Genomic DNA, 12,762 nt, shown 5'->3' on the forward strand with positions numbered 1-12,762 from the left:
TTTCCCATAAATATAAAAATGTATAAATTTTAAAACTCTTCGAAAAAATAGGATTAAATAAAAATGCAATAAGTATTGTAAGGAGAGTGTGCCTGTGTCAGACATCAACGTAAAGGAATTAAATCGCAAGCTTGAGGAGTTGTTTGTAAATCCCCTTCATGCTGAAATTGAAAATTTGGAATCGGAACCTTTTTCTTTAGGAGTTGAAAGGATTGCCCCGTCAAACATAGCTCGAAGAGAATTAGGGGCCATCCATCCATTTTCGCCATTTGATAATGAACAGTTGGAAGTGGCGGGCGATTTTGCCCGAAAATATGAGCATATTTTGGCAGTTGCGAGTGATCATGAAAGTGGGCTTGCACAAATCGTAGCAGCGTTTGCGCAGGATACAGCAAGTAAAGATGTTTTGGCTGCGCAGTATGGCATGAGATTGTTTTTAGTTCACCATCCTGATGTGCGCGGACTCGAGCTTCCAGCATTAGAAAAACAATATCCTGACTTTATTAAGCTAAATGTGGAAAATCAAATTCTACTCGAAATGCGGGGTGCCGGAGGGGCCATTTCATTTGAAGCTGCTGTGAGTACAGGCGAGCCTGATATTAAGCAATTTCGCGAGGATATATTACTCAATGAGCATCATATTCATTGGCATGTTGTCTATGATCGCCGTAAGATTGTGGATCGCGGCGGAGAAATGTTCTTATATATGCATCGGCAAATGCTAGCCCGATATGATGCGGAAAGATTGTCAGTCAATCTTTTACGTGTAGAAGCCTTTAGTCAATATGAGGGGCCAGTTGATCCGTATGATCCGGGCCTTCCTTCGAGCGGGAACAGAAAACTTGCAGTAGAAGATGTTACCAAGCTGAAAAATGGCCGCACAGGCATAAAAGGCAAATTCGAGCTTTATCTCAACAATCCGAAAAAAGCGGTAGATCTGCTTGGCAATGATACGGAATGGAGAGCGTCAAATGAGCCGGAAAATTTGAATGATTCCCAACGAGAAAATAATTTTCACGGATCAGGGCATGGGGCTGTTGTGAATTTGTCTGTTGCAACCTCAACTGTAGAGGATGAGCTTATGGGAGATCCGGCAACAGCTTGCCGTCACGCGTTCTTTTGGCGTTGGCACAAGGAAGTTGATAATCTTTACGACGAATTTCTCCAGCGAATGCCGGTTAATGCTTTCGGAGGCGGGCCCGAAGTAAGAATAAATAAAATTATTTTGTGCAGGGAAGATGGTCTGCCAACAGTAGGAGACTTGCAGCAGATTGGAAAAGAGGCTTTCGCCGATTGGGAAGCAGCTTTCCAGGACGGACCGTTTGAAGGTGGAGGAGCCACCATTACAACGACGGATGAGCTTCAAACGGTTTACAAAATGTATGAACAAATTAAATATTTGACCCATAAAGGGTTTGCTTATTTTTTACGTGTAGAAAACTTATCCTCGCGTGATATCGAATCGACCGTACGTATTTTTATTGCACCTGAGCAAACGCAAGAGGACTACCGCTCATGGATTGAAATGGATAAGTTTGTCGCCAAGCTTTCCCCTGGTAAAAATGTCATTTATCAGAATGCTAAAGAGTCTTCTGTTATTCAAAAACCAGCGGTATTAGAGCCTAATCCTGAAAGAACACAAGGAGATAGAGGCTGTCAGTGTGGTTGGCCTTATACGCTGCTGCTGCCCCGCGGCAACGAGGAGGGAATGCCGTATGTGATGATGGTTATGCTGACAGATTGGAATGAAGACAAGGTGAGTGAGAGCACCTGCGGTTCAATTAGCTTCTGTGGTGTAACGAATCAAAATCAGCCGTATCCAGACAGCAGAGCGTTGGGCTATCCTTTTGACCGTCCAATGGCGGGTATTGCAGATACACTCATCACCAATCCCCATATGGCGACTCGCCCCTTTAAAATCCGGCATTTGGGCATGGAGGGATAGGGTTGCGAATCGATATCGTTCGATCAGAGGATAATGCTGTGCTGGGGAGGCTGCGGGAGTGTCTGAAACAAGCTTTAGATAACCAAAACAAACTATCCACGTGGTCGGAATGGTTGGCGGGAGATCCGAGAATACCTTCGTATATCAAACGAAAAAAAGAGCATGGGCTATATATTAATGGAATTCGGGTATTAAGCCTGAAGGCTGGTGCTGACGTTTATGATGCTGCATTCCTGTCCCGGAGGATTGCTGAATTATCAGCAATCCCTGAGCCTAAGGGCAGACGAAGGTTGTCTTATCGTTTTTTTACATCTGTAGTACCAGGAATAGCGCTCATTGTGCTGCCAAAATGTGCCATTTGCGGTTCCGCCTATATGGGACTGTTCGAAATCATTGGTTTAGGTGTTGGGAGAGGGTTGGAACGTCCTTGGCTATTGCCTCTTATGGCTCTAATGATGATGGCAACAGTTGCTGCGATGGCGTATCGTGCGCGTGAACGCAATGGATATGGCCCGGTTGCTCTGGCATTCGTTTCGTCCGCGTTGATGATCGCGGGCAAATTCAGCGATAGTCGAGCGGAGCTTTATTTTGGAGGGGGCGTACTGATCGGGGCTACAGCATGGAATGCCATAGCTTTGCATAAACTTACAGCTTTCCAATATCAAATCAAACAAGGAGGGGTAAGTCTATCTCATTTTCTAGTGAAGACTTTAAACGTGCTGCAACGAAAATCTACGCTAAAGTAAATTACTGAATCTGCTAGCTCTTAGCTCCCATTTATCATACAATTGTTTCTGGTAATCTTATTTTCCAGAAGGAGTATATGATGAAACGATTGATTTGGCTAGGCTGTTTATCTTATTTCATTATCGGGCTTGCCCATGTTGTGCTGGGCTCTGTATTGCCCGTTGCGCTCGAGCATTATGGTAAAGCCTACAGCGAGGGCGGCACACTCATTTTCACACAGTTCGGCGGATTTCTAGTCGGAGTGCTGCTCTCGCCGTGGCTGAATCGGCATTTGGGCAAAAGAGGCGGACTGCTGCTGGCATTTGGCATGCTGTTTGCCGCTGAATTTATGTTTATGCTGCTGCCGCCTTGGGGCTGGCTGTATGCAATTGCCATCGTAGCCGGTTTTGGGTTTGGCATGATTGAAGCGGTAATCGGAACGATTATAATCGCAGCAGTCAAAAATCAAACGGCCGTCGCGATGAGCCGGCTTGAGGTATTTTTCGGCGTTGGCGCCATGGTCATGCCACTTATAGCAAGCGGCCTGATTTGGGCCAATTATTGGAAGCTGTCCTTTTTGGTCGTTTCTTTTTTTGCAATTTTGACTTTGTTCTTATGGGCAAAAGGCTCCTTCGGCGAGCTGGATGCGGTGCTGAAGAAGTCAGTCGCAGCCGCCGCAGCGGAACGGCAGCAAGCGAAGCGCGCAGGCAAGCCGCTTTATCAAGGCAAGGAATGGGTTATTTTTTCCTTATTTATTGTGTTTTTCTTCCTCTATGTAGGGACGGAGATGAGCCTTGCAAACTTTATGCCAGCCATTCTCATTGAGAAGCTAGGCATGAAGGAGGCAGGAGCAACGCTCAGTGTAACCTGCTTCTGGATTGCAATGGCTTTCGGTCGTTTGTTCGCTGGCGTCATTGCCGAGAAAATCAAATACCGGGTGTACATTATGGCGAGCTGCGGGGCGACGGTGCTGCTGTTCATCTTATTTCCGTTTATGAACCAGGTATGGTCGGCGTTCGCGGTCATTTTGCTGCTGGGACTCGCCATGTCCGGCGTGTTCTCTATTGCGCTCGTCTTTTCGAGCAAGCTGCTTCCAGGGGCAGAGGAATCTACCCCTAGCTTTATGATTGCAGCAGGCGGTGTCGGCGGCGCCGTGCTTCCGCTAACGATGGGCTGGGGGCTTGATCATTTGGAGGTGAACCAGTCAGTATGGCTGCTGGCAGCCTTTTCCGCGGGCTTGATTGTTTTAAGTGTCATCGCCTTTCAACTGGACCGCAGGCAAATAAGCATGCGAGCTGGCGGAGGGTCTATAGGACGCCCTAAGCACGAAACATAAAAGGTTAACGAAACTGTAAATCGCCATAGGGCGATTTGCAGTTTTTTTGTGGCCTCAGCATGCTGAGGCCTGATTTTTGGCTGCGGGGTGAAGGAAGGAGGAGCGTTGTGTTTTGCCGAATGTATAGCAAGGGCGCCTGCTGGGCTTAGGAGAGATGATGAGGAAAGCGGCGAAGCAAATATATACTAGGCTGGCATATGATTATGCCGAATAGCGACCGATATAAGAAATAAGAGTTTAAATATTATTTTTGAAAAAAAGAGGTGAGGGCATGTCTATTGCTCCAGTCAATCCAGTCTTTGAAGTAAAGCTTTTGCCTCTTGGAGATACGGCAATTATTGTCGAGCTCGGCAGCGCGATTGACCGCAAGACGCATGAGCGCGTGCAAGCACTCAGCTCTTATTTGCGGCGCGAGCCTTTTCCCGGTTTTATTGAGCTTGTACCAGCGTATGTAACGCTGACGATTTTTTATGATCCAATGAAGCTGCTGGCGCCGCTAGCCGAAAACAACTGGAATCCGCAGGCTGAAGCGGCTGCTTCCCCTTATGAATGGGTCTGCCAGCTGCTCTTGGACATGGTCAGCAAGCTGGAGGACGAGCAGGCAGCTGCTCCGCGAATCGTAACCCTTCCCGTCTGCTACGGCGGAGAGCTGGGGCCGGATCTTGCAGCGGTTGCGGAGCATAGCGGACTTTCGGAAAGCGAGGTCATCGCCATGCATGCGGCGCAGCCTTATCTCGTCCATATGGTCGGCTTTGCCCCCGGTTTTCCATATTTGGGAGGCTTGCCTGAGCAAATCGCTACGCCTCGGCGGAGCACGCCCCGCTTGCGGATCGAGCCAGGCAGCGTAGGCATCGGCGGCAAGCAGACTGGGGTCTATCCGATTGTCTCCCCTGGCGGCTGGCAAATTATCGGGCGAACGCCAGTGGCGCTGTTCCGCCCAGCGCATGAGCAGCCGAGTTTATTGCGGGCGGGAGATCAGGTTTATTTTGAGCCGATTAGCTATGAGGCGTTTATCGCATGGGAGGAGCAGGCATAATGGGCATTCGAATAAAACATGCCGGACTCCTCACGACCGTGCAGGATCGGGGACGTCATGGATATAGGCAGCAGGGCATTATTGCCGGAGGGGCGATGGATGATTTTGCGCTTCGCGCGGCTAATTTGCTCGTTGGTAACGATGCGGGAGCAGCGGTGCTGGAAGCTACGCTTATCGGCCCAAAGCTGATTTTTGAGCAGGATGCGTTAATTGCTATATGCGGGGGCAATTTGTCGCCTGCTGTGCAAGGAACAGCCGTTCCGCTGTGGCGGCCGGTGTACATAAAAGCAGGGAATGAGCTTTCGTTCGGAAATTGCGTCGCGGGCGCTCGCGCTTATATAGCAGCGGCTGGAGGCATTGATGTGCCGCTTGTTATGGGCAGCAGAAGCACGTACACACGTGCGGCTATAGGCGGCTTTGGAGGCCGGGCTTTAAAAGCGGGCGATGTGCTGGCGATTGGTGAAGGAGCCTCGGAAACGCTATATTATTGGGAGCAGGAAGCTGAAGACAGGCAGGATGCCGCGCCATTTTTTGCAACCAGCTGGTCGATTGGCTCAGAGGGACGTCCCTTTTATCGGAAAAACCCAGTCATTCGTTTTGTGCCGGGACGGCATTTTGATGCGTTTACCGAAGGGAGCAGGAAGCATTTTTTGCAGAGCGATTTTCGTATTTCGTCGCAATCGGATCGAATGGGCTATCGGCTGGAAGGGCCGCGTCTTAGTACAGTTGCAGCGCTTGAGCCTATTTCTGAGGCGGTATCCACGGGTACGATTCAGGTGCCTGCTGGCGGCAGCCCGATTATTTTGATGGCGGACCATCAGACGATTGGCGGCTATCCGAAAATCGCCCAAGTGGCGACGGTAGATTTGCCGCTGCTGGCGCAAGCGAAGCCGGGAGAGACGATTAGATTCAAGCAGATTACTAGGCAAAAATCGGAAGAGCTTTATATCAAGCACGAGCTTCAAATGCAGCGGCTTTCCATGTTTATTGAAATACGCTATAGAGAGGAGAGGTAGAAGAATGACGCTGGCTATCGATTTGAATTGTGATTTGGGCGAGCAATATGGCGTGTATGAGCTGGGGCAGGATGCTGAATTGCTGCCGCTCATTACATCGGCCAATATAGCTTGCGGCTTTCATGCTGGCGATCCGGGAACGATGAGACGGACAGTAAAGCTGGCGCTGAAAAATGGCGTTGCCATCGGCGCCCATCCTGGGCTGCCGGACTTAATCGGCTTCGGACGGCGTGAAATGGCGATTTCACCTGAGGAAGCGTATGACCTGACCGTGTATCAAATTAGCGCGCTGAATGGCTTCGTTGTGTCCGAAGGCGGCGTCATGCAGCATGTGAAGCCTCATGGCGCCTTATATAATATGGCGGCTAGGCGAGTGGAACTGGCTGAAGCGATTGCTGAGGCGGTGTACAGGGTGAATCCGGAGCTTATATTATATGGCTTGTCTGGGAGCAAATTGATTCATGCGGGGAAAAAGCGGGGTCTGCGCACAGCGAGCGAGGTATTCGCAGATCGTACCTACCAGCAAGACGGTTCGCTAACACCGCGCAGTCACGAAGGCGCGCTAATAGAGGAGCCGAATGAAGCGCTGAAGCAGCTCCTTCAGATGATAAGAGAAGGAGCTGTATGGTCGACGCAGGGCGTAAAGGTTCCGATTGCAGCGGATACGATATGTGTCCACGGTGATGGCGAGAAGGCGTTCTTGTTCGTCCAGCAGATTCGCAAGCTGCTGGAGTCGGAAGGAATTATCCTTTGTGCGCCGGGCTCCCATAAATCCAATTAATCCACTTTAGGGCTTCTCTATTTATTTTCGTTTCTTTAAATTTTCCATAATTTTGCGGCCTGTCGGCGTTTGGGCGAGACCGCCCTGCGCCGTTTCTCTATGCTTGCTCGGCATGGCGCTGCCGACCTCCAGCATGACGTTAATGACTTCATCGGAGGGAATGATGCTGCGGACGCCAGCCATTGCCATATCTGCTGCCGCTAAAGCGGTGACAGCACCAAAGCCGTTGCGTACAATGCAAGGAATTTCTACTAAACCGCCAACGGGATCGCAAATGAGCCCAAGCGAGTTTTTAAGGGCAAGCCCAACCGCGTGAACCGCTTGGTCTGTCGTGCCGCCTCGCAGCTCAACCATAGCTCCGGCCGCCATGCCGATCGCTGAACCGACCTCGGCTTGACAGCCGCCTTCCGCACCGGAAATAAAGGAATTATTCGCAATGACATAGCCAATCGCGCCTGCGCAAAATAAACCTCTAACCATATGCTCATCGCTCCACCCAAAGCGCTCCTGCGTGCTCACGAATACGCCAGGAATAATGCCGCATGAGCCTGCGGTCGGCGTTGCAATAATCCGGCCCATGGAAGCGTTGACCTCGGAAACGGCGAGGGCATAGGCCATTGCTCTGCTTGCCGGCTCCCCAGAGGAGGGAGCGTTATTAGCGGTGAAGGATTGCACGCGCTTAGCATCGCCCCCGGTAAGCCCGCTCTTGGATTGCGTATTAGCAGTTAGCCCTTTATGCACGGCCTCCTTCATAACTTGGTAATAGTCGGCCATTTGCCTAAAAATATGCTCCTCGGTTTGGCCGGACTCTGCGATTTCTTCCTCAAGCATAATTTGCGATATAGGCTTGGCTTGCTGCTGTCCCGCTGCGGCCAGCTCATGCAAAAACCGATATTTCATGCGGCTCAGCTCCTTAAGGTGAGATCAATGACAGAGCTTTTGATCATATGGGGCAGCTGCTGGATTTTGAGCTGCGTCGCTGCTGTTATTTTCGTATCGGCTTCAATAACGGTCATCGCTTCGCCATTCCTCGCTTTCCGATCCACATCCATGTAACCTATATTGACGCCATCCTCGCAGAGCACATGTGTGATGCCGGAGAGTACGCCGGGGAAATCGCCATGAAGAAGCACAAGGGTTGGAAACTCCCCCGTACACTGAACATCAAATCCATTCATCTGATGAATCATAATATTGCCCCCGCCGATAGATGCGCCGATAATTTCAGCATATCGATCGCCTGCCCACAGCTCAACTCTCGCCGTATTCGGATGCGGAACATGTCCGACTCCCAGGCTGAAGTTGATTTCCACGCCAGATGACCAAGCATCTTTAAGCGAATGGCGAATTCGGGCATCATCTGTATCATAATCAAGCAAGCCTGCCGCGAGTGCGAGATCAGTGCCATGTCCTTGGTAGGTTTCGGCAAAAGAACCGTACAGCGTAATAGCAGCTTTGTTCGGAACCGTACCGAGCAATTGCCTCGCTACGCGGCCAATCCGGACGGCGCCTGCTGTATGCGAGCTGGAGGGGCCGACCATGGCAGGCCCGATTATAGAAAATACATTTTTAAAACGCATCGCTTTACCACCGTTCTGATCAGTAATCACTGCTACTTAGAGTAACGCAACACTACTTTTCATGTCAATATATATAACTTTAATGTTCGTCATCTAGATTTTTTGTGTTATTAAACATAACATTATTACCGCAATGATTCGACTGGATCGCTGGTGCTGCCGGGTGTCAAGGAGCTGCTGACATCTTATAAAGCTTATTCATTTGCCAGCTCGCTTATATCTATCGTATTTCTGATACGGAAAGAAAAAAAGTTGTAGCTGTGGAAAATGCTATGTTGATTTTTGTTGTAAATGCAACAAAAATAGTGTACTATTTTTTTAACTCATTTGAAAAATAATATAACCAAAAAATAAAAAAACTATTTTCTGCAGAGCAAGAAAAGACGGTTTGCCCTTTACAATAAGGGAAGCGCGAGAAATGATTGATCTAGTAACAGGAGGAAAAATAAAATGAGTATAAATATAAAAAAGTGCACAATTGAAGATGTAAGATTGCTTCAAGAAGTTAGTGTTGAAACATTTATTGAGACATTTAGCCATCAAAATTCGCCGGAAAATATGAAAGCCTACCTGGAAAAAGCATTTAACTTTAACCAATTAGAAAAAGAATTATGTAATAGCTCTTCGGAATTCTTTTTTATTTATTCTAATGAGGAAATTGCCGGGTATTTAAAGCTAAACACTGGTGATGCTCAAACTGAAATAATGGGCAGCGATTCGCTTGAAATCGAGAGAATTTATATAAGGAACAAATTTCATAAGCAGGGGCTAGGCAAACATCTAATAAATAAAGCTGTGCATGTAGCGATAGAGCGGAACAAAGAGAAGATCTGGCTAGGGGTTTGGGAAAAAAATGAGGGCGCAATTGCCTTCTATAAAAAAATCGGCTTTGTTCAAACAGGGGCCCACTCTTTCTATATGGGTGATGAAGAACAAATAGATTTTATAATGACCAAATCGCTCCTATCCCATTTGTCTGAAAGGCCATTCAACTGACGGAAAACATCCCGCACGAATATAAATGCCTTTCCAAACAAGTGGAAATGCTATTATAATTTTAATAAGAATGAGGAAGATAGCATCATGATGCTTGCAGGAGGTTGGAAACTAGCATAAAGCGGCGGAAGAATTATTTTTTACTCGTAAAAAAGGGGGCGTTGGAATGGATTTACAACGTGTTTATTTGGATAGCATTCAATCACAGTTCCACTACTACAAGAAGCTTGCTGAAAAAGCAATGAATCAGGTCGAGCCGGAGCAGCTGTTTGTGCAGCCTAAAGAGGATGTAAACAGCATTGGCACGATCGTCAAGCATATGTGCGGCAATATTTTGTCCAGATGGACGGATTTTCTGACAGCAGACGGCGAGAAGGATTGGCGGGATCGCGACGCCGAGTTTGAAAATGACTGGGCGAATAAGGAAGAGCTGCTCGCAAGCTGGGACGAAGCATGGGCTTGTTTTTTTCAGGCGATAGATTCGCTCCAGCCAGAGCAGCTTGGCCAAATTATTTATATACGCAACGAAGGGCATACCGTTTTGGAGGCGATCAACCGTCAGCTGGCGCATTACCCCTATCATATTGGGCAAATCGTTTACGCTGCAAAAGGGTTGAAGGAAAACGAGTGGAACAGCCTGTCCGTGCCAAGAAACGGCTCGAAGCAATACAATGCCGGAAAATTTGCCAAAGAGAAAGCGATCAAGCATTTTACCGATGAGGAACTAAAGCGGTTGGATGGAGATAGAGAAGGGGAAAATGTTTGAGAATTTGTTACACGCTGGTTATTATCTGCTTGCTGTTCATGAGCGCATGCAGCGGCGGCACGAATACGAATACTGGGAGCATTGAGCCTGAAGCTGATCCTATTTTGGCAAGCGCAGCGCCTAGTCTGTTCAGTCAGGATCATGCATTGGATATGAGTCAGGGTGATTCGGAATCGCCAATAGCAAGCGCCACGGATGACGGGGCTGAAGCAGCAGATTTCGAGTCACTCGTTCCAACTGGATGGAAGGTGCTGGAGATTTTTGAGGGAGAGCCTGAGCAAGCAGAAGGAGATTTGAACAACGATGGGCTTGTCGACATCGCCGCTGTGCTGGAGAAGGAAGACATCTCGCAAGAAGCGCCGGATCGCGCCATTATGGTTGCTTTTGGACAAGAGGATCATACATACAAGCGGTCTGTTATTGCAGAGCATGCGGTAATGAGCGCTAATGAAGGCGGCATTTACGGCGACCCGTTTGAAGGCTTGACGATTGAGAAGGGCGTTCTTGTTCTTCGTCATGTCGGCGGGAGCAACTGGAGATGGTACAATACGTATCGTTTTCGTTATCAGGATGAGGCCTGGTATTTGATTGGGGCCACAACGGGCTCGTATTTTACGGGCAATGAGCTTATAGATAATGCCGATGAGGATGATTATAATTTGCTGACAGGTGATTTCGTGAAAAAAACATGGGATGAAGAGGCTGGTAAGCAGGTGGTTGAGAGAGGAAATCGCGGCAAGAAGGCGCTTGTGAACATACAGAATTTTGATGTGCTGGCGGCAGAACCGCAATATTAGGTTGAGACGTATACGAGACCGTCAAAGTGCGCTTTGACGGTCTTTTTACGTTCAAGTGAGGGCGAAAATTTCCGAATGCATTACATATGCCTATACCACATAGTGACCTTCTGCATAGGCTGTTATCATTACAAAGTAACGAAGGAGCTTAATCCGGATGTCAAAAACCACTACAAAACCGGAATCGAATGAACCTTCAGCTGATGATCTCGCCTTATGGTCTGCTGTAATATTAGTGGTTGGCGATCTTTTTGGGCTATTTGCCGTTTTAAAAGCCAGAGCGGAGAAAGATGATAACTCCTGACGAGGTTTTGAACAATCCCGCTTTATATAAGGCTGATGAATATAATCATCTATTGAGGAGGAGTAAATAATGGCTAATGAACAAAAAATAACCTCTGACGATCTGTTTAAAATTTCTGCTTCGTTGTCGTTGATTGGTGATGGTTTGGCCTTGCTTGCTCTAAAAAAAGCGGAAGAGGAAAGCAATAACCAGAAAGCGATTTCCACAGCAATTAATCGCCTAATCCGAAAACGCCCCTGAATTTATAATTGAAGAGAGGGAACAATAAGCGAATGCATACAGGAAAAAAGCCTGTTTAAGCAGGCTTTTGGTTGTAATTTGATGATTTATTTGTTCTGGCAATAGGTGGTGAATGCCCTGCGTTTCCATTCATAAAGAAAAAAGTAGTATACTGTTATCGTCCTTAATTTTGCAATATGTTTACAAAGGGCAAGAGCTCACGATAGTTAGGAAGTGGTTGTGTTCTCTCTTTCAAAGTTGAATGTGCTTGCGCTTGCGAGCTTCGTTCTATTTATTTCAATTGGGCTATCCGTTCAAACTGAACTGGTGAGGATGCTGGATCAAGAGGTAATCCATTACATTCAATTGCTCCATGCTCCGATCTGGACAAGCATCATGAAGTTTCTATCTTTTATTGGGTCTGTGTACATCGTGTCTCTGTTAGCGGTTCCCATTACGCTTTTTTTGTTGCTTGTTTGGAAGAGCCGCAGGGAGACGATCGTGTTTTTAACAGCTGTAATTGGCTCCGCGCTGCTGAATCTTGGGCTAAAGCTATTGTTTCAACGTGCAAGGCCGAGTTTAAATGCGATTATTGTTGAAGCAGGCTACAGCTTTCCGAGCGGTCATTCCATGAGTGCGTTTACCTTTTATGGAATCGTTACATACTTATGCTGGCGTCATATTCCGTTAGAGCAGGCGAGGATATGGCTGCTCGCCTTCAGCTCGATTATGATTGCCAGCATAGGGATCAGCCGAATTTATTTAGGCGTGCATTATCCGAGTGATGTTGTAGGTGCTTATTTGATTAGCCTGGTTTGGCTCATTGTCGTCATTCAGTGCTCGCGATATTTCACTCGTGTAAAAGCTGCTTAAAGCGACCAAAAAGCACCCAAAAATAATAGGAAGCAGTATAGAAGACCGCCAAAGGGTTTGGATCATACGTCCAAATGCCACTTGGCGGTCTTCTTTGAAATTTAAGAATTTATCAGGTTCACACTTATAATCGGCTTATATTTCATCGCGAAACGGCTGTTACCGTCAGAGGACGGCAACAGCCGTTTACGCTTGAAATATAGGAAAGGATATGATTATTCCATCCATTCTCTATATTTCTACGCGAAACGGTAGCTTTGCCGCCAGAGGACGGCAACAGCCGTTTACGCTTGAAATATAGGAAAGGATATGATTATTCCATCCATTCTCTATATTTCTACGCGAAACGGTAGCTTTGCCACCAGAGGACGGCTACAGCCGTTTACG

Annotated in this window: 14 protein-coding genes; 12 read left to right on the top strand and 2 right to left on the bottom strand. The window is 47.6% G+C overall.

The features are described from left to right. Window positions 1-94 precede the first annotated feature (94 nt). The 6 genes from AC6B99_RS32685 (at window position 95) to AC6B99_RS32710 (ending at window position 6,840) form a co-directional block, all read left to right on the top strand. Complete coding sequence (locus AC6B99_RS32685; protein ID WP_494881920.1) at window positions 95-1,945, top strand: hypothetical protein; 1,851 nt, start codon at window positions 95-97, stop codon at window positions 1,943-1,945. Window positions 1,946-1,947: 2 nt separating this feature from the next. Continuing rightward, window positions 1,948-2,691: a hypothetical protein gene (locus AC6B99_RS32690; protein ID WP_056035494.1), complete on the top strand. Its 744-nt coding sequence runs from the start codon at window positions 1,948-1,950 to the stop codon at window positions 2,689-2,691. 80 nt (window positions 2,692-2,771) lie between these two features. Beyond that, complete coding sequence (locus tag AC6B99_RS32695; protein ID WP_494881927.1) at window positions 2,772-4,007, top strand: MFS transporter; 1,236 nt, start codon at window positions 2,772-2,774, stop codon at window positions 4,005-4,007. 271 nt (window positions 4,008-4,278) lie between these two features. Then, window positions 4,279-5,043, top strand: a complete 765-nt coding sequence (pxpB, locus tag AC6B99_RS32700; protein ID WP_494860650.1) for a 5-oxoprolinase subunit PxpB — start codon at window positions 4,279-4,281, stop codon at window positions 5,041-5,043. Then, on the top strand, window positions 5,043-6,059 hold the full coding sequence (locus tag AC6B99_RS32705; protein ID WP_056035503.1) for a 5-oxoprolinase subunit C family protein: 1,017 nt from the start codon (window positions 5,043-5,045) through the stop codon (window positions 6,057-6,059). Before pxpB ends, AC6B99_RS32705 begins: the two co-directional genes overlap by 1 nt. Before the next feature lie 4 nt (window positions 6,060-6,063). Next, window positions 6,064-6,840, top strand: coding sequence for a 5-oxoprolinase subunit PxpA (locus AC6B99_RS32710; RefSeq protein WP_056035505.1), 777 nt, complete (start codon window positions 6,064-6,066; stop codon window positions 6,838-6,840). Window positions 6,841-6,861: 21 nt separating this feature from the next. Here AC6B99_RS32710 and sdaAA read toward each other — a convergent pair whose 3' ends face one another. After that, the gene (gene sdaAA / locus AC6B99_RS32715; RefSeq protein ID WP_494860641.1) at window positions 6,862-7,740 is read right to left on the bottom strand and encodes an L-serine ammonia-lyase, iron-sulfur-dependent, subunit alpha; all 879 of its coding nucleotides are present in this window, start codon (window positions 7,738-7,740) and stop codon (window positions 6,862-6,864) included. A 5-nt stretch (window positions 7,741-7,745) separates the two neighbouring features. Then, window positions 7,746-8,420 carry an L-serine ammonia-lyase, iron-sulfur-dependent subunit beta gene (sdaAB, locus tag AC6B99_RS32720; protein ID WP_494860639.1) on the bottom strand — a complete coding sequence of 225 codons (675 nt, stop codon included), beginning with the start codon at window positions 8,418-8,420 and terminating at the stop codon, window positions 7,746-7,748. A 450-nt stretch (window positions 8,421-8,870) separates the two neighbouring features. Here sdaAB and paiA point away from each other — a divergent pair, with 450 nt between their 5' ends. The 6 genes from paiA to AC6B99_RS32750 all read left to right on the top strand — a co-directional run bounded on the left by paiA (window position 8,871) and on the right by AC6B99_RS32750 (window position 12,375). Next, on the top strand, window positions 8,871-9,416 hold the full coding sequence (gene paiA, locus AC6B99_RS32725) for a spermidine/spermine N(1)-acetyltransferase (protein ID WP_496665106.1): 546 nt from the start codon (window positions 8,871-8,873) through the stop codon (window positions 9,414-9,416). Window positions 9,417-9,582: 166 nt separating this feature from the next. Continuing rightward, window positions 9,583-10,182, top strand: coding sequence for a DUF1572 family protein (locus AC6B99_RS32730; RefSeq protein ID WP_056035518.1), 600 nt, complete (start codon window positions 9,583-9,585; stop codon window positions 10,180-10,182). Further along, window positions 10,179-10,979: a hypothetical protein gene (locus AC6B99_RS32735; RefSeq protein ID WP_056035521.1), complete on the top strand. Its 801-nt coding sequence runs from the start codon at window positions 10,179-10,181 to the stop codon at window positions 10,977-10,979. Before AC6B99_RS32730 ends, AC6B99_RS32735 begins: the two co-directional genes overlap by 4 nt. Window positions 10,980-11,136: 157 nt before the next feature. Next, window positions 11,137-11,283 carry a hypothetical protein gene (locus AC6B99_RS32740; protein ID WP_155973146.1) on the top strand — a complete coding sequence of 49 codons (147 nt, stop codon included), beginning with the start codon at window positions 11,137-11,139 and terminating at the stop codon, window positions 11,281-11,283. 69 nt (window positions 11,284-11,352) lie between these two features. After that, on the top strand, window positions 11,353-11,523 hold the full coding sequence (locus AC6B99_RS32745) for a hypothetical protein (protein WP_155973149.1): 171 nt from the start codon (window positions 11,353-11,355) through the stop codon (window positions 11,521-11,523). 219 nt (window positions 11,524-11,742) lie between these two features. Further along, the gene (locus AC6B99_RS32750) at window positions 11,743-12,375 is read left to right on the top strand and encodes a phosphatase PAP2 family protein (protein WP_494860631.1); all 633 of its coding nucleotides are present in this window, start codon (window positions 11,743-11,745) and stop codon (window positions 12,373-12,375) included. Window positions 12,376-12,762: the final 387 nt, after the last annotated feature.

This window comes from Paenibacillus liaoningensis (assembly GCF_059609455.1).

Bases quoted from the DNA above. Each gene is read 5' to 3' on its own strand.
- AC6B99_RS32695 (WP_494881927.1), top strand. From the start codon at position 2,772: ATGAAACGATTGATTTGGCTAGGCTGTTTATCTTATTTCATTATCGGG.
- pxpB (WP_494860650.1), top strand. From the start codon at position 4,279: ATGTCTATTGCTCCAGTCAATCCAGTCTTTGAAGTAAAGCTTTTGCCT.
- AC6B99_RS32705 (WP_056035503.1), top strand. From the start codon at position 5,043: ATGGGCATTCGAATAAAACATGCCGGACTCCTCACGACCGTGCAGGAT.
- AC6B99_RS32710 (WP_056035505.1), top strand. From the start codon at position 6,064: ATGACGCTGGCTATCGATTTGAATTGTGATTTGGGCGAGCAATATGGC.
- sdaAA (WP_494860641.1), bottom strand. From the start codon at position 7,740: ATGAAATATCGGTTTTTGCATGAGCTGGCCGCAGCGGGACAGCAGCAA.
- sdaAB (WP_494860639.1), bottom strand. From the start codon at position 8,420: ATGCGTTTTAAAAATGTATTTTCTATAATCGGGCCTGCCATGGTCGGC.
- paiA (WP_496665106.1), top strand. From the start codon at position 8,871: ATGAGTATAAATATAAAAAAGTGCACAATTGAAGATGTAAGATTGCTT.
- AC6B99_RS32730 (WP_056035518.1), top strand. From the start codon at position 9,583: ATGGATTTACAACGTGTTTATTTGGATAGCATTCAATCACAGTTCCAC.
- AC6B99_RS32740 (WP_155973146.1), top strand. From the start codon at position 11,137: ATGTCAAAAACCACTACAAAACCGGAATCGAATGAACCTTCAGCTGAT.
- AC6B99_RS32745 (WP_155973149.1), top strand. From the start codon at position 11,353: ATGGCTAATGAACAAAAAATAACCTCTGACGATCTGTTTAAAATTTCT.